Annotated in this window: 11 protein-coding genes and 1 pseudogene; 7 read left to right on the top strand and 5 right to left on the bottom strand. The window is 73.8% G+C overall.

The annotated features are described in order from the left end of the window. Positions 1 to 101: 101 nt before the first annotated feature. Complete coding sequence (locus ACICHK_RS36620; protein ID WP_406840300.1) at positions 102 to 788, bottom strand: GNAT family N-acetyltransferase; 687 nt, start codon at positions 786 to 788, stop codon at positions 102 to 104. Positions 789 to 1,017: 229 nt separating this feature from the next. On the opposite strand from ACICHK_RS36620, the gene ACICHK_RS36615 reads away from it, so the two are divergent. Beyond that, a complete protein-coding gene (locus ACICHK_RS36615) occupies positions 1,018 to 3,213 on the top strand; it encodes an FUSC family protein (protein ID WP_406841418.1) in 2,196 nt (731 codons plus the stop codon). Positions 3,214 to 3,307: 94 nt separating this feature from the next. Here ACICHK_RS36615 and ACICHK_RS36610 read toward each other — a convergent pair whose 3' ends face one another. Both ACICHK_RS36610 and ACICHK_RS36605 read right to left on the bottom strand, forming a co-directional pair. Beyond that, positions 3,308 to 3,748, bottom strand: a complete 441-nt coding sequence (locus ACICHK_RS36610; protein ID WP_103553863.1) for an Lrp/AsnC family transcriptional regulator — start codon at positions 3,746 to 3,748, stop codon at positions 3,308 to 3,310. 43 nt (positions 3,749 to 3,791) lie between these two features. After that, positions 3,792 to 5,141 (bottom strand): transaminase, encoded by a 1,350-nt coding sequence (locus ACICHK_RS36605; protein ID WP_406840299.1) that lies wholly within the window; start codon positions 5,139 to 5,141, stop codon positions 3,792 to 3,794. Between the two features lie 339 nt (positions 5,142 to 5,480). Between ACICHK_RS36605 and ACICHK_RS36600 the strand changes: the two genes are divergently transcribed. After that, complete coding sequence (locus tag ACICHK_RS36600) at positions 5,481 to 6,167, top strand: hypothetical protein (protein ID WP_406840298.1); 687 nt, start codon at positions 5,481 to 5,483, stop codon at positions 6,165 to 6,167. Between the two features lie 284 nt (positions 6,168 to 6,451). Here the strand turns inward: ACICHK_RS36600 and ACICHK_RS36595 are convergent, their stop codons facing one another. Together ACICHK_RS36595 and ACICHK_RS36590 are read right to left on the bottom strand one after the other, a co-directional pair. Then, positions 6,452 to 7,531 (bottom strand): dipeptidase, encoded by a 1,080-nt coding sequence (locus ACICHK_RS36595; RefSeq protein WP_406840297.1) that lies wholly within the window; start codon positions 7,529 to 7,531, stop codon positions 6,452 to 6,454. Beyond that, positions 7,528 to 8,973 carry an amidohydrolase family protein gene (locus tag ACICHK_RS36590; protein ID WP_406840296.1) on the bottom strand — a complete coding sequence of 482 codons (1,446 nt, stop codon included), beginning with the start codon at positions 8,971 to 8,973 and terminating at the stop codon, positions 7,528 to 7,530. The genes ACICHK_RS36595 and ACICHK_RS36590 overlap by 4 nt, the downstream gene beginning before the upstream one ends. Positions 8,974 to 9,127: 154 nt before the next feature. On the opposite strand from ACICHK_RS36590, the gene ACICHK_RS36585 reads away from it, so the two are divergent. The 5 genes and pseudogenes from ACICHK_RS36585 to ACICHK_RS36565 all read left to right on the top strand — a co-directional run bounded on the left by ACICHK_RS36585 (position 9,128) and on the right by ACICHK_RS36565 (position 14,400). Continuing rightward, positions 9,128 to 10,000, top strand: coding sequence for an IclR family transcriptional regulator (locus ACICHK_RS36585; RefSeq protein ID WP_406840295.1), 873 nt, complete (start codon positions 9,128 to 9,130; stop codon positions 9,998 to 10,000). Continuing rightward, entirely contained in the window at positions 9,997 to 10,947 is a 951-nt protein-coding gene (locus ACICHK_RS36580) for an ornithine cyclodeaminase family protein (protein ID WP_406840294.1), read from the top strand. Before ACICHK_RS36585 ends, ACICHK_RS36580 begins: the two co-directional genes overlap by 4 nt. Positions 10,948 to 11,182: 235 nt before the next feature. Continuing rightward, positions 11,183 to 11,341 (top strand): annotated as a pseudogene (locus ACICHK_RS36575) (DUF2236 domain-containing protein); the annotation flags it as partial. Positions 11,342 to 11,370: 29 nt separating this feature from the next. Continuing rightward, positions 11,371 to 12,258: an oxygenase MpaB family protein gene (locus tag ACICHK_RS36570; protein ID WP_406840293.1), complete on the top strand. Its 888-nt coding sequence runs from the start codon at positions 11,371 to 11,373 to the stop codon at positions 12,256 to 12,258. A 186-nt stretch (positions 12,259 to 12,444) separates the two neighbouring features. Continuing rightward, positions 12,445 to 14,400 (top strand): ATP-binding protein, encoded by a 1,956-nt coding sequence (locus ACICHK_RS36565; protein WP_406841417.1) that lies wholly within the window; start codon positions 12,445 to 12,447, stop codon positions 14,398 to 14,400. The last annotated feature ends 67 nt before the right edge of the window (positions 14,401 to 14,467 follow it).

Below are 14,467 nucleotides of genomic sequence, written 5' to 3'. Positions count from 1 at the left end.
ACGCGGAACGAGAGGGCGCACCCGGCCGGTGCGCCCTCTCTCCTTCGTACCGTCCGCCCGGCCTCGGCCGCACGCGCCACCGCGTCCCCTCCCTCACGCGGCTACGGACGCGGATCCCCCGGCGCGGGGGCGGGCACCGCCGGTGGCCGTCCGGCGTACGCGGGCTCCTCCACCACCGTCGACCTGCCCAGGTAGGTGAGCGGTCCCGGGTCGCCGACGGGGATCTCGTGGAAGCCGAGACGGTCGTAGAACGCCCGCGCGGGCCGGTTCGCGGTGACCATGCCCAGGTGGACCGCCGGCACCCCGCGGTCGTGCAGCGCGGTGAGGAAGGTGTTCATCAGCGCCCTTCCGTGGCCGCGCCGCTGGAAGTCCGGCAGCAGGTCGATGTGCAGATGGGCCGGATAGCCGTCGAGCTCGGGCAGGATCATGCGCTCGGGGGCGTGCAGCAGTTCGACCATCTCCTCGCTGGGCGTACGAGGTGGCGTCGTGGGCGCCGGATAGCGGTGCGCGACGCGCGGGATCCATGTGTCGCGGAACCGCTCGACGAACTCCGCGGTGTCCCCCGTGCCGACCACATAGCCGACGGCCCGTCCGCTCCCGTCGTCGAGGACGAAGGCCAGGCCGGGTTCGAGATGACAGTAGGGCGCGGCGAAAAGGGTCGGCATCAGCTCCTCGTCGGGATACAGGGCGCGCGAGTCCCCTCCGAGGTCCGCGGTGCTCACGCACACGTCGGCGACGGCGGCGCGGTCGGCGGGCCGGTAGGCGCGAATGGCCGGCAATGGGTTCATGAGCGGCATCCTGACCTCTTGGGAGCGCTCCCACAAGGGGTCGCGCACGACCGCACCCCCGCGGACCGCCGGGCACCGTCCGGCACGCGGCGCCGCATGGTGCCATGCTGAAGTACCGGATCATGTCCTGGGAGCAGGGAACGACGGCAGCGTGAGGACACCGACACGGCCGAACCGAGCGGCGGTCTGGAACCGGTTCGTGGCATCCGACCCGGGCCTGCTGCGGCTCATGGCCGGACTGCGGACCGTCGGCGCGATCGCCCTCACCCTCGCCGTCCTCGGCCCTTTCGGAGCCGGTCCGAACGACATGGTGAACGGAGCCATGAGCGCCATGGTCGCCACCTTCTCCATCAAGGAGAAGCACCGCGGCGAGCAGGCCGTCACCCTGGCGCTCGGTCTGCTCGTGGCGCTCGTGGCGATGTCGCTGGGCGCGCTGCTGAGCGCGTACACGATCGCGAGCGACGTGTGCTTCATCGCCCTGATCTTCGCCGCGGTCTACTGCCGCCGGTACGGCGACCGCGCCACGGCGCTCGGGCTGATCGGCTTCCAGATCTACTTCCTGTCCCTGTTCGGCGGAGCCGCCGCCTCCTCCCTGCCCGAGCTGTGGGCGACGCTGGCCATCGCCTTCACCTGCAGTGCGGCGGTGCGTTTCGTCCTGGTCGCCGAGTCGACCGAGCGGATCCTGAAACGGCTGCGCAAGGCGTTCCGGGCTCGCGTGGCCCAGTTGGTCTCCGTCCAGATCGCCCTGCTCGACGCCGGTCCCGACGACGTCGAGAAGGCCCTGGACGACGTACGGCTGCACACCGCACGACTGCACGAGAGCGCGCTGATGATCCAGGACCGCCTGGACGAGAAGGCCTCCGCCGGCGCGAGCGTCTCGCTGCTCCAGCGACGGGTCGCCGAGGCCGAGATCGCCGCCGAACGGCTCGGCATCCTCATCCTCACGGCGCGCAGCGTCGAACAGGCCGACACGCTCGCCCTGCACCTGCCGCACGCGCCGCTGCCCGAACCGGGAGACCGGCTCCAGGAGCGCGGCGACACCGTCGCGACGCTCCACCGCGATCTCGAAGGACTGGGGGTGCTCGTCGCCGGCCCGGCCTCCGGTGCGGACGGCTCCGGGGTGGCCCAGTTGCGCAACCGGCTGCTCGGTTACCGGGACGAGGAGAACCTGCCCGAGGCCCCGGCGGTCGTGCAGGACGTCTTCCGCGGCATCGGCGAGGCGGCCCGCGCCGCCCTCGGACTGCGGCTGGCGCTCGACGGTCCCCAGGACGAGTCCGACGACTCCCCCGAGACGAAACGTTCCCGTGAGGAACTGGACGCCGAGGACATCTCCATCGCCGCCGAGGGGGAACAGGACGAGCCGCACCCCAGGGGGCTGGACCGGCCCACGACCCGGGCGGCGGTACAGGTCTCGGTCGGGTCGACCCTGGCCATCGTCGGCGGGGAACTGATCGCCCCGCAGCGGTGGTACTGGGCGGTGCTGACCTGCTGGGTGGTCTTCCTGAACACCTCGTCGACCGGAGAGATCCTGGTCAAGGGCTATCGCCGTCTGCTGGGGACGGTCCTCGGCGTGATCGCCGGTGTCGTCCTGGCCGGTGCGGTGGGCAGCCATACCTGGACGGCGTTCGCGCTGGTTCTGCTGTTCGTCTTCGCCATGTACTTCACCGCCCCCGTGTCGTACGTCCTGATGTCGTTCTTCGTGACGGCGATGCTGGGGATGCTGTACACGGTGCTCAACACCTACAGTTCGGCGGTGCTCGTCCTGCGGATCGAGGAGACGGCGCTCGGCGCCGTCTGCGGGATGGTCGCGGCCCTCGTGGTCCTTCCGGTACAGACCGACCGCCGTACCGACGAGCTCCTCGCCGCCACGCTCGTCCGGCTCGGGGACGTCAGCGGTGCGGCGGTGGAGCAGCTGAGCGGCGGCATCGCCCTCGGCCTGCTGGACAGGGCGCGCGAACTGGACACGGCACTGGACAAGCTGCGGGCCTCCACCAAACCGCTGACCCACCCGATCACTCCGTGGCGCGCCCGCCGTCAGACCGCCCGCTACATCGTCGCCCTGCTGGAGACGTGCGCGTATCACGCGCGGTCCCTCGCGGCGACGGCCGAACTCCTGCCCTACAGCAGGTCGGTCGCCGCGGATCCCCGCCTCAAACTGGCGGGCCACCGGATCGGTCACAACATCGACGTTCTCGTCGCCCGGGTGGCGGCCGACGCCGAGGACGGCGTCGCGGAGACCGGCTCGAGCCTCGCCGCCATGCTGGAGCCGGAGGCGCCGGACTCGCCCCGCCACGACCGCGTCACGGGCCGGGTCCTGCGCCACCTGCAGCGTCTGGACGAAGGGGTGATCGGTCTGGCCCGTCCGCTCGGGGTGCGGATCTCGACCCCCGGCAAGAAGGCGGCCCGCGGCGCCGCGGCCCGGTAGCCGCGGCGGGGACGCGTCGTACGGCGGTCGTACGGCCGGTGCGCGACGGCCGGTGCGGGGTGGCCGGTGCGGGGTGGCCGGTGCGGGGTGGCGCTCAGCCCACGTTCCACAGGAACCGGTGCGTGTGGATCCCGAAGTAGGGGAACGACTGCACCTGCCGGACGCCTTCGATCTGCCGTACGACGTCGTTGACGAAGTCCAGCAGATCCCGCGGTCCCGGGCAGACGACCTCGGCGAACAGGTCGAAGCCGCCGGAGGTCAGCACCGAGTAGACGACCTCGGACCGCTCGGCCAGCGCGTCGGCGACCGCTCGTGGATCCCCGTCCACGGCGATGCCGAGCAGGGCCATCGCCTGCCCGCCCATGCCCATCGGGTCGGTGACCCCGACGACCTGGACCGTCTGCGAGTCGAGCAGGCGTTGCAGGCGCTGGCGGGCCGCCGACGCGGACAGCCCGACCCTGGGGCCGAGTTCGGCATAGGCGATACGGCCGTCGATCTGCAGTTCCCGCAGGATGGCCCGGTCGATCTCGTCCACGCTGTTCCTCTCCGGCTGACCGGTCCCAGGTTAACGGCGCGGTTCAGCCGACCAGTTCGGCCAGGGCGGCGGCGAAGACCTCGGTGTGCCGGTCCACGTCCCGCTCGGTGGTCGCCGGGCACATGAGCGCCATGTTGTGGAACGGGGTCAGCAGGATGCCCCGGTTGGCGAGGTACAGGTGGAGGAAGTCCTCCAGTTCGGTGTCGGCGGCCGCGGCCGACTCCGTTCCGGTGCGCGGCGCGGGATCGGCGAACCGGTATTCCGTCCGGGCTCCGAGCCGGCTCACCGACCACGGCAGGTCCCAGGCGTCGATGCCCGCCCGCACCCCGGCCTCGAAGCGCTCGGAGAGCTTCGCCATCGCGCCGAACGCGGCGTCGGTGAGGACGTGTTCCAGGGTCGCCCGCGTCGCCGCCGTGGAGAGGGCGTTCCCGGCGAGGGTGCCGCCGACGCCGCCCATGTCGACCAGGTCCAGATCGGCGCGGCCGAGCAGCTTGTCGGCGAGCTCGGCCGAGAGCCCGTACGCGCCGGCCGGGATCCCGCCGCCGATCGCCTTGCCGATGGTGAGCATGTCCGGTTCCAGGCCCCATGCGGCGGTGCAGCCACCGGGGCCGGCGGAGAAGGTGTGCGTCTCGTCGTTGATGAGCAGCGTTCCGTACCGGCGCGTCAGGTCACGGACGCCCTCCAGGTAGCCCGGCTCGGGCAGCACGATGCCGATGTTGGTGAGCGCGGGTTCCATGAGGACGGCGGCGACGTCGCCGTGGGCGAGTTCGCGCTCCAGCTGCTCCAGGTCGTTGAACTCCGCGACGCGGCTGGTGAGGGTGACGTCGCAGGGGGCGCCGACGTTTCCGGGGCGGGCCGTGCCGTGGCCGTCCGGGCCGACGACGATCAGCGACTCGTCGACGCTGCCGTGGTAGCTGTAGCTGTTCACCAGGATCTTCGGGCGGCCGGTGACCGCCCGGGCCAGGCGGATGGACCACCGGTTGGCGTCGGTGGCCGTCAGCGAGAAGCTCCAGCGCGCGAGCCCGAAGCGGCGGGTCAGTTCGGCGCCCACCCATTCCGCGTCCTCGGTGGGCAGCATCGCGGTGGCGCCGCCGCTCTCGGCGAACCGGGTCCGCACGGCCTCGGCCACCACCTCGGGCGAGTGACCCGCCATCGCGCCGGTGTCGCCGAGACAGAAGTCGATGTACTCGTGGCCGTCGATGTCGGTGACACGGGCGCCGCGCGCGCTGTCCAGATAGCGCGGGAAGGCTCCGGCGGTCTTGTTCATCCACGTCATCGGAACCCGGCCGAACAGGTGCTCGGCGCGCTCGTACGCGGCCCTGGACCGCGGGTTGCGGCGCTCGGCCTCGGCACTCTCACGGGCCAGGAGCTGCTGCAGGCGGGTGCGGTCCATCAAGGGCTCCTCTGTCGGTGAACTCGATCGGTGAACTCGATCGGCGAGCTCGGTCGGCGCCGTGTCCGGCGAGCGGATTCGGCAAGAGTACGAACGCATGCGGCGAAGAATCAAGTTCGAACGATCGATTCAGCCGTCACGACAACTGATTCGATCGCCGTGACACTCGATTCGGCGGTCGCCACCTCGAACCGAACCAGTCCCCGATGCGTCACATCCGGTCGGAATGAGTCGATCAGTGATCGCCCTCGTATCTCTGGATCAACACGGAGTCGCCGTCCGAATCGGCGCGCGGTCGCCCGGACGCGGCCTGCGGCAAGGATCGTCAAGGAGCGGTGCATGGCAGGGACAACGGGGAATTCGGCCCGCACGGGACGGAACCGGACGGAAGCGGCCGCCTCCGGTCAAGGGGCCGCGCCCGGCGAGGGGGCCGTGTTCGTCGACGAGAGCGGACGGCGGCGCTCCTGGCTCCGCAGCATGGGGTGGGTCGTCGCGGTGTCCTGCGTCTGTTTCGCCACGGCCCTCGCGGCCCTGGTGAGCGGGGGCGACTCGGCGGCACCCTGGCTGCACCTGCCGGACGGGGCGCGCGAGGCGCACAAGGACGTGTCGGCCAGGCGGGGCGCGTCACGCGTGGAGGAGCGGCCCACCGGCGCCCCGGCGCCGTCGCCCGTGGGACGCGAGAGCGCCGCCGCGGATCCGCCCGGCCCGGTCGCCGGACCCGTGACCCCGCCGACGGCCGACGCGGCCACCGGCCGGCGGGCCGACGCCACCGGGACCGAGGACGGGCCGCCCCGCCAGGACGCGATCGCGGCCCCCTCCCCTTCCCCCTCCCCCTCGGCCGCCTCGCCGAGCGCCCGGACGAGTGCGGCACCTCCGCGCGTCGCTCCCGCCGTCCCGGCCGACGGGACGTCCGGCTCCCCGTCCCCTTCCTCCTCCCCCTCCCCTTCCCCGAGCGGCTCGTCCGGGGAGGCCACGCGGTCGCCGGCTCCGGAACCGAGCGGCGACGCGACGGGCGAGGCCGCCTAGGCCCTGTCGTCAAATTCCCGCCTGCCCCGCGACGCCGGCACTCCCCCAAGCTCTTCGAGCAGGGGGAACCCCCACTCGCCGCACCGGGCGAAAGCCCAAGTACGTCCAGTACGAGGACTTCCGCCCGGCACTCCCCCAGCCTTCGGCCGGGGGGACCCCCAGAGCACGCTCCCCCGAGCTCTCGGCTTCGCTCGAGCAGGGGGGACCCCCACGACGCCGCAGGGCCGCCCTTCGGGCGACGACGGGAATGTGACGACAGGGCCTAGACCGGGGGCCGGGAGCGGCTACCGGGAGACCTCCGGGGCCCATACCCGGTCGGCGTAGTCCAGGAAGTTCCCGCCCATGATCTTCTCGATGCGCTCCGAGGTGTAGCCGCGCCGTTCCAGGAGCCGGATCAGCTCCCGGAACTGGTCCACTCCGCGCAGGTCGAGCACGAAGGGCAGGGTGTCGTCGCGCTCCCCCGCCGCGCCGACACCGGCCTGGCGCCGCAGGGCGACGTGCTCGGCGAGGTGCGCGCGGTAGGCGTCGAGGTCGTCGATGGACGTCACGGTCCCGTCGGTGCCGATGCCGACGTGGTCCTCGCCGCACACGTCGACCGCGTGGACGATGTGCTCCACGACATCGGCGGCCGTCGCGTGACCCGACACGTTCAGGAAGGGCATGAAGTAGATGCCCACGAAGCCTCCGCGCGAGGCCACCAGGCGCAGTTCCTCGTCCGTCTTGTTGCGCGGGAGGTCGGCCAGCGCACGGCAGCCGGTGTGGTTGATCGACACCGGGCGGCGCGCGGTCCTGGCGGCCTCCAGGCACGTGCGTTCACCGCTGTGGGAGAGGTCGACCATGAGGTGGTGCTCGTCGAGGGCCTCCACGACGCTCCGGCCGAAGTCGGTCAGCCCCCGGTTCTGCGGCGCCATGGAGCCGTCGCCGATGTGATTGGCCTGGTTGTACGTGAGCTGGACGACCCGGACGCCGAGGTCGGCGAACGTGGCGACGCGCCCGGTGTCCTCGCCGACCGCGACGGCGTTCTGGAAGCCGTAGATCACGCCGATCCGGCGCTCCTCCCGGGCCCGGCGGATGTCCGCGGCCGTGCGCACCTTGAGGAGGTCGGCCGCGTTGTCCCGGACGATGCCGTCCCAGACGGCGATCTCGTGCAGCGTGTGCTCGTAGGGCGGCAGATCGCCCATCGTGTAGCCGAGGGTGATGTTGACGGCGGTGAGGCCGGAGGCGTGGGCGTCCGCCAGGGTGCGGGCGTCGACCGTCAGTTGCTCGCTGGAGGGGTTCAGCTGCGCGGCGGCCTCGGCCGACCGGGGAGCGTTCGGGTTGTCGAGCTGCCCGAGCGCGTTGATGATCATGGGAAGGTCGGTCATCGGGTCTCCTCGGCGGGGCGGGCCTCTTCGGCGGGGCCGGTCTCTTCTGCGGGGCCGGTCTCCACGACGGGCCGGGCCGGGGCGGGCACTTCGGCCCCGGGGTCCTGAACGTCCTCGGGCCCCACGGCGCCGGAGGCGGTGCGTTCGAAGTCCCGGCGCTCGAAGCGCCGGCCGCGCTTGACGGTCAGGGTGACGCTGCGCAGGTTCGCGATGTCCCGCAGCGGATCGTCCTCCAGGACGACGAAGTTGGCGAGCTTGCCCGCCTCGACGCTGCCCATGACGTCCTCGGCCCCGGCGCTGCGGGCACCGATCAGCGTGGCCGAGCGCAGCGCCTGCGCGGGTGACATCCCGCAGCGCTCCACGAGGAACGCCAACTCGTCGTACAGGGCGGGGAAGGGATCCCCGGCATCGGTCTCGTAGTCCGTGCCGGTCGCGATCTCCACACCGGCACGGTGGGCCTGGGCGGTGAGCACGGCGGCGAGTCCGGTGTTGGCCGCCGCCCGCGCCGCGTCCTCGGGGCCCTCGCCCGCCAGGGCCTCGCTCGCCCACATGCCCGCGGTCGCGTCGAGGACCGTGCCCCGCTGCCGCATCAGGGCGAAGAGCTCCTCGATCCGGGGGTCGTCACCGGCGGCGAAGCGCTCGTGGTCGACCTTCGGCTTGGTCTTGTAGCTGGTCAGCGGCTCGTCCGCGCCCTCGAAGGCGAGCAGCGTGACGTGCGAGACGCTGTCCGCGCCCGCCGCGACGACCTGGCCGGGCGAGGCGGGGAAGACGGTGGCGTGGGCCCAGACGGGGACGCCCTGGCGGTGCGCCTCCTCGGTGATCGCGGCGACGGTCCCGTGGTCGAGATCCGCGTACACCTTGATCGCACAGGCGTGGGTGCCGCGTGCCAGGGCGACGGCGATCCGCAGGTCGGTGTCCTTCGTGACCGCCTGCATCCACGGCACGGCGCCGGGCGTCTCGCCCTGGGACACCTGATGGGTGCGCGGGTCGTCGAAGAAGCCGGGTCCCGCCATCAGCGCGGCGTAGCGGATGTCGGGGCCGGGGATCTCCCCGACGAGCGTCGCCCGCGCGAGGTCGCCCACCTGGCGCAGGTCGTCGGCCATGTCACGGATGGCGGTGACCCCGCTGTGGACGAGCCGGCGCAGCACCGCCTCGGCGGCGGGCCGGTCGGGCGGCGTCGCGATGTGCTGGTGGGAGTCGATCAGACCGGGGACGACGAAGCGGCCTTCGAGGTCGAAGACCTGGGCGTCGGCGGGCAGGTCCGCGGCGATCTCGGCGTCGTCGCCGACGGCGCGGATGACCGGGCCGTCGACCACGATCGACGTCGAGCCGCGGGCCGGCGCCCCGGTTCCGTCGAACAGTGTCGCGCCGCGGTACACCGCGACGGCTCCCGCCGCCGCGGGCGCGTACGGAGCCGGCGCGCCCGGAGTCTCGTCCGTCATCTTCACCTCAGTGGTAGCTCTGACCGGAGCGGCTCTGTCCGGACCGGTTGGCTGCTCGATCGATCTTGTTACGCTGTACGTAACATCCGTATCGTCTCGCGCAACATGCGTTACCGTACGCTCGCATCTCACGACGTCACAAGGAGGGGTCGGATTGCCCTCGGCACCCCGTACCGCGGTGGACAAGGCCCTGGACCTGGTCGAGGCCGTGGCCCGCGCGTCCCGGCCGCCGCGCCTCACCGACCTCGCCGAGGAGGTCGGCCTGCACCGCGCGACCGCCTACCGCGTGCTCGTCGACCTGGTCCGGCGGGGCTGGGTGCTGCGCGCCGACGACCGCTACCTGCCCGGCCCCGCGGTCCTGCAGCTGTCGTCCTCGGCGGCCAGGAACTCGCTCGGAGCCCTCGCCCGGCCGGTCCTCACGGCGCTGTCCGAGCGCACCGGCATGATGGTCAACCTCCAGGTGCCCGAGGTCGACCGGTCCCGCGTGATCGACGTCGTACGTCCCGACCGTCTGGCGATGATCAGCAGTCTGAACGGCCAGGCGCTGCCCGTTCACCGGTTCGCCGGTCCGCTCGCCCTCGTCGCCGCCCTCGCCCCGGCCGACCGCGCCCCCTACCTGCGCGCCGCGGAGGAGTCCGGGTATCCGCTGGACGGGCCCGACGGGCTGCTGGCCGACATCGAGGACGCCGAACGCACGGGATTCGCCGTCGAGTACGGGCGCAACGAACAGCCGGTCGCCTCGCTCGCCCGCGCCGTGGTCACGCGTCCGGGCGCGCCCGTCTGCGCCCTCACCCTGGTCGGACTGGGACCGGACTTCGGCGAGGCCCGGTTTCCCGGCCTGCGGGAGCGGCTGCGCGAGGCGACGGACGAACTGACGCGGATCCTCATGGGCCCCGCGGCCTCCGGGGTCCCGGAGGACGAGGACGACGAGGCCGCCGAGGACTCCGGACGAACGCCGGGCCGGTCCGTGTCCCCGTCCCGGCCCGCGCCCCCTTCCCCCTCTCCCTCCACCGAAGGCCCGGCATGAGCGAGATCCTCTTCCTCGACGGGGCGCGGACGCGCGCCGCCCTCGATCCGCACCGCGTCCTGGACGCCGTGGCCACGGCCCTCGTCGCCATCGGCCGCGACGAGGTCTCCGTACCGCCGCGGATCGCCGCCCACACCCCGCACGGCCTGCTCGGCGCGATGCCCGGTCATGTGCCCGGTCTCGGGCTCGCGGCCAAGCTCGTCTCCGTGTTCGCCGACCCCGGGCGACCCGGCCGCAGCAGTCACCGGGGTCTCGTCGCGCTCTTCGACGAGACCGACGGCCGCCCGCTGGCCCTGATGGACGCGGAGCCGCTCACCGAGATCCGTACCGCGGCGACCGCCACCCTGAGCGCCCGCGCCCTGGCCCGTCCGGACGTCACCGGGGTCGCCGTCGTCGGAACGGGCGCCCAGGCGCGCGCCCAGATCGCGCTGCTCGCGGCCGTGGATCCCGGGACTCCCGTCACCGTCGCGGGCCGCGATCCCCTGCGGGCCGGGAGCGCCGCCGCGCTCCATCCCGCCGGCCGGGTCGCGGAGAGCGTCGAGGAGGCCGTACGCGGGGCGGGCACGGTGTTCTGCTGCACCGGCGCCGTGCGCCCGGTGATCCGTCGCTCATGGCTCGCCCCCGGGACGCACGTCAGCTCGGTGGGCGGCTCCCACGGGCCCGAGCTGGACGCCGACACCGTCCGGGACGCCGCCCTCTTCGCCGAGTGGCCCGGCGCCGCCACGACCCCGCCCCCCTCCGGAGCCCACGAACTGCAGGACCTCCCGCCCGGACGGCGGGTGACGCTCCTCGGACAGGTACTGGCCGGCACCCGCCCCGGCCGGCGCGACGACGCCGAACTCACCCTGTTCAAGTCGACCGGCCACGCCGCGCTGGACGTCGCCGCCGCCCACGTGGCCGACGCCGTCGCCCGGGCGGAGGGATGGGGCACCCTCCTCACCCTGTGAGCCGGCGGCCCGGAGGCGTCGACACGGGTCCCGGAGGCGCCGACACCGTCCCCGCGTCGGCGCCGCCCGGTGACCGACGGGGCCCGTGGACTTTCCTCCCCCGGTTCGGCCATGCTGAAGGGTGCTTCCGCCGGTCCGCGCGCGGCTCCGGATCCACCGGCCGCGGTCCCGGAGACGCCGGCCCGGACGGGCGGCGGGCCCGACGGAACACGACTCGGAGGGAGGCCGGCGCCCCATGAGACGCACCGGAGCGGACGGCGGCGGAGTGAGGGAACGGCTGGGCAGCGCTCTGTTCACCCGGGTCGCGGGCCCCGACGGACCGGAGAACCGCGCCCGTATCCACGGCACGCCCGGGCCCCGCTGGTTCGGCCCGGACGGGCGGCGGGCCCGACGGAACACGACTCGGAGGGAGGCCGGCGCCCCATGAGACGCACCGGAGCGGACGGCGGCGGAGTGAGGGAACGGCTGGGCAGCGCTCTGTTCACCCGGGTCGCGGGCCCCGACGGACCGGAGAACCGCGCCCGTATCCACGGCACGCCCGGGCCCCGCTGGTTCGGCCCGGACCGGCCCATCCGCACGGTGCACGGGGACGCGTCGATGTTCATCGGGGGCCTCTCCGCGCTGCTGCTCCAGTCGCTCCACCCGCTCGCCATGGCCGCCGTCTCCGCGCATTCGGGCTTCCGCGGGGACCCCTGGGGCAGGCTCCAGCGCACCAGCACCTTCCTCGCGGTGACGACGTACGGGACGGCCGAGAGCGCCCAGCAGGCCTGCGAGCGGGTACGGGCGGTCCACCAGCGGGTGCGCGGCACGACCTCGGAGGGCACGCCGTACCACGCGGCGGATCCGCACCTCCTCGGCTGGGTCCACGTCGCGGAGGTGGACAGCTTCCTGCGCGCGCACCGGCGGTACGGCGCGCGGCCGCTGTCCGGGGCCGACTACGACGGGTACGTGGCGGACGCGGCCCGCGTGGCCACCGCGCTCGGGGTCCTGGACCCGCCCGTGGACCGCGCCGGACTCGCGGAGCGGCTGGACGCGTACAGGAGCGAGGTGCGGGCGACGCCGGAAGCACGCGACGCCGCGCGTTTCCTCCTGCTGAACCCGCCGGTGCCGCTCGTGGCCCGCCTGCCGTACGGGGTGCTGGCCGCGAACGCGGTGTCCCTGCTGCCCTCCTGGGCCGCCGCCGAACTCCGGCTGCCCCGGCTGCCGTTGGTGGACAGCGTGTGCGTACGTCCGCTGGGCTGCGCCTTCACCTCCGCCGTGCGCTGGGCGATGGCACCGCAGCGGGCGCGAACCGTCCAGGCGGTCGCGTGAGCGGCGCCCGCACCGGTCCGCCCGCCCGGGCGTCACTCCCCCTCCGGCGCACGGATCCGGCCCCGACCGGGCGAAGTGGGCCCATGGCGGGGCCCGGGCCGAAAGACTGTGCGCGTGCTGAGAAACCTGCCGCCCGTTCCTCCCGGTTTCGTCGGACGCCGAGGTGAACTCGCCCACTTGGACGACGTGTTGTACGAGGAGCGGGTCGTCACCCTGACCGGGGCCGGTGGGGTCGGCAAGAGCCGGCTGGCGCTGGAGGCGGCGGACCGGGTCCTGCGCGCGGGAGAGCGCGGGGCGGCGTGGGCCGACCTGTGGCCGCTCAGGGACGACCGGCTGCTCGTCGCGTCCGTGGCCGACGCGGTGGACTTCGCGGACCACACGACGCACCAGGCGCTGGACTCCCTGGCCGACTGGCTGGCCGACCGGGACGTCCTGCTCGTCCTGGACTCCTGCGAGCATCTGGTCGTCCCCTGCCGCCGTCTGGTCACCCGGCTCACGACGGCCTGTCCCCGCCTGACCGTTCTCTCGACGAGCCGGGAACCCCTCGGCGTACCCGGCGAACACGTCGTCGCCGTGGGGCCGTTGCCGCCCGCGACGGACGCCGTGGAGATGTTCCGGCTGCGCGCGGCCGCGGCGGGCACCCCCGTGTCCTCCCCGGCGGACACGGTGGCCGTGGCGCGTCTGTGCGCGCGGCTCGAAGGCATGCCGCTGGCGGTGGAGCTGATCGCGGGACAGCTCGCGCACCGTACGGTCGAGGAGGCCGAGCTGGAACTCGGCCCGCGCCTGGACATCACGGCGGAGGGCAGTCCTCCCGGCCCGCCGCGCCACCGGGCGGTACGCACGACGATCGGCTGGAGCCACGAACTGTGCGCGCCCGCCGAACGCCTGTTGTGGGCGAGGATGTCGGTGTTCCGGGAGCCGGTGGACGCGGACACCGTACGCGTCGTGTGTGCCGGGGGTCCGCTGCCCGCGGACGAGGTCGGCCGGGCGCTGGCGGGCCTGTCGAGGAAGTCGGTGCTGTCGCGCGTCGACGCCGGGTACCGGATGCTCGACACCGTGCGGGAGTACGGCCGCATGTGGCTCGACGAGGTGGGCGAGAGCCGGGAACTGGCGGACCGGCACGCCGCGCACTTCCTGGGGATGGCCCGCGACGCCGATCGGGACTGGCTGGGAGGGCGGCAGGCCGCGTGGTACGGGCGGCTCGGCTCGGCGCACGCCGATCTGTGCGCGGCGCTCGACCACCTGCTCTCCGAACGGCCGGACACCGCGATCGAGTTGATCGGCCTGCTCGCCTTCCCGTGGAGCTGCTGCGGACACCTGAGGGAGGCGGCGGCGTACCTGGACGACGCGCTGGCCCTGTCCACCGCGTCCGGCCCGGTCAGGACGAGGGCCCTGTGGGCACTGGGCATCACCCGTGTCCTGCGCGGCGAGCACGAGCACGCGGGGCGGCTGGCCGCGTTCTGCCGGGACCGCGCGGACCTCCAGGACGACACCGGGGGAACCCTGCGCGCCGCCTACCTCCTGGGCCTGACGCATCTGCTGCGGGGGCGGCCCGCGGAGGCCCGGAGCGAGGTCGAGACCGCCCTGCGGGGAGCCGACGGCACGGCCTTCGCCTCCGCGGGGCACGTCCTGTGCCGTCTGGTCCGGGTGTTCGCCCTGACCGGGGAGGGCGTGCTGGACGAGGCGCGCCGGGAGGCGGAGGAGCTGCGCGGGGGCTGCGTCGCCCGCGGCGAGTGGTGGACGCGCTCGTACACCGACTACCAGCTGGCGCTCATCGCCCTCTTCGAGGACCGCGCGCAGGATGCCACCGCCCACGCCCTGTCGATGCTGGACGGCAAGCGGCGCATCGGCGACAGTTTCGGCATCGCGCTCGGCCTGGACCTGCTGGCCTCCGCCCTGGCCGCGCAGGGCGCGGGGGAACGGGCGGTCGCCGCGTACGGCGCCGGGGAGACGTACTGGAGCGCGGTGGGCCATCCCCAGCGCGGCACGCCCGAGCTGGGTCCGGTGCGCGAACGCTACGAGTACACGGCCCGCTCCCTCCTCGGCGACGACGGGTACGAGCGGGCCCTGCGGCGCTCGGCCCTCAGCGACCCCGAGGCGGTCCTGCACCACCTCCTCGACGGTCCTCGCGGGAGCTCCTGAGGCGCGCCGGGCGGTGCGCTGCATCCGGGGGGCCGCCGCGCGCCGAAGCAGGGGATGAGCCCGGCGG

The organism is Streptomyces sp. AHU1 (genome assembly GCF_045343905.1).
Classification (GTDB): domain Bacteria; phylum Actinomycetota; class Actinomycetes; order Streptomycetales; family Streptomycetaceae; genus Streptomyces; species Streptomyces triticiradicis.
This window is presented reverse-complemented; position numbering and strand designations above follow the sequence as displayed.

Excerpts from the sequence above, each read along its gene's own strand:
- ACICHK_RS36615 (WP_406841418.1), top strand. The coding sequence starts at position 1,018 with ATGGCCGGACTGCGGACCGTCGGCGCGATCGCCCTCACCCTCGCCGTC.
- ACICHK_RS36590 (WP_406840296.1), bottom strand. The coding sequence starts at position 8,973 with ATGACGGACGAGACTCCGGGCGCGCCGGCTCCGTACGCGCCCGCGGCG.
- ACICHK_RS36620 (WP_406840300.1), bottom strand. The coding sequence starts at position 788 with ATGAACCCATTGCCGGCCATTCGCGCCTACCGGCCCGCCGACCGCGCC.
- ACICHK_RS36600 (WP_406840298.1), top strand. The coding sequence starts at position 5,481 with ATGGCAGGGACAACGGGGAATTCGGCCCGCACGGGACGGAACCGGACG.
- ACICHK_RS36595 (WP_406840297.1), bottom strand. The coding sequence starts at position 7,531 with ATGACCGACCTTCCCATGATCATCAACGCGCTCGGGCAGCTCGACAAC.
- ACICHK_RS36605 (WP_406840299.1), bottom strand. The coding sequence starts at position 5,141 with ATGGACCGCACCCGCCTGCAGCAGCTCCTGGCCCGTGAGAGTGCCGAG.
- ACICHK_RS36570 (WP_406840293.1), top strand. The coding sequence starts at position 11,371 with ATGAGACGCACCGGAGCGGACGGCGGCGGAGTGAGGGAACGGCTGGGC.
- ACICHK_RS36580 (WP_406840294.1), top strand. The coding sequence starts at position 9,997 with ATGAGCGAGATCCTCTTCCTCGACGGGGCGCGGACGCGCGCCGCCCTC.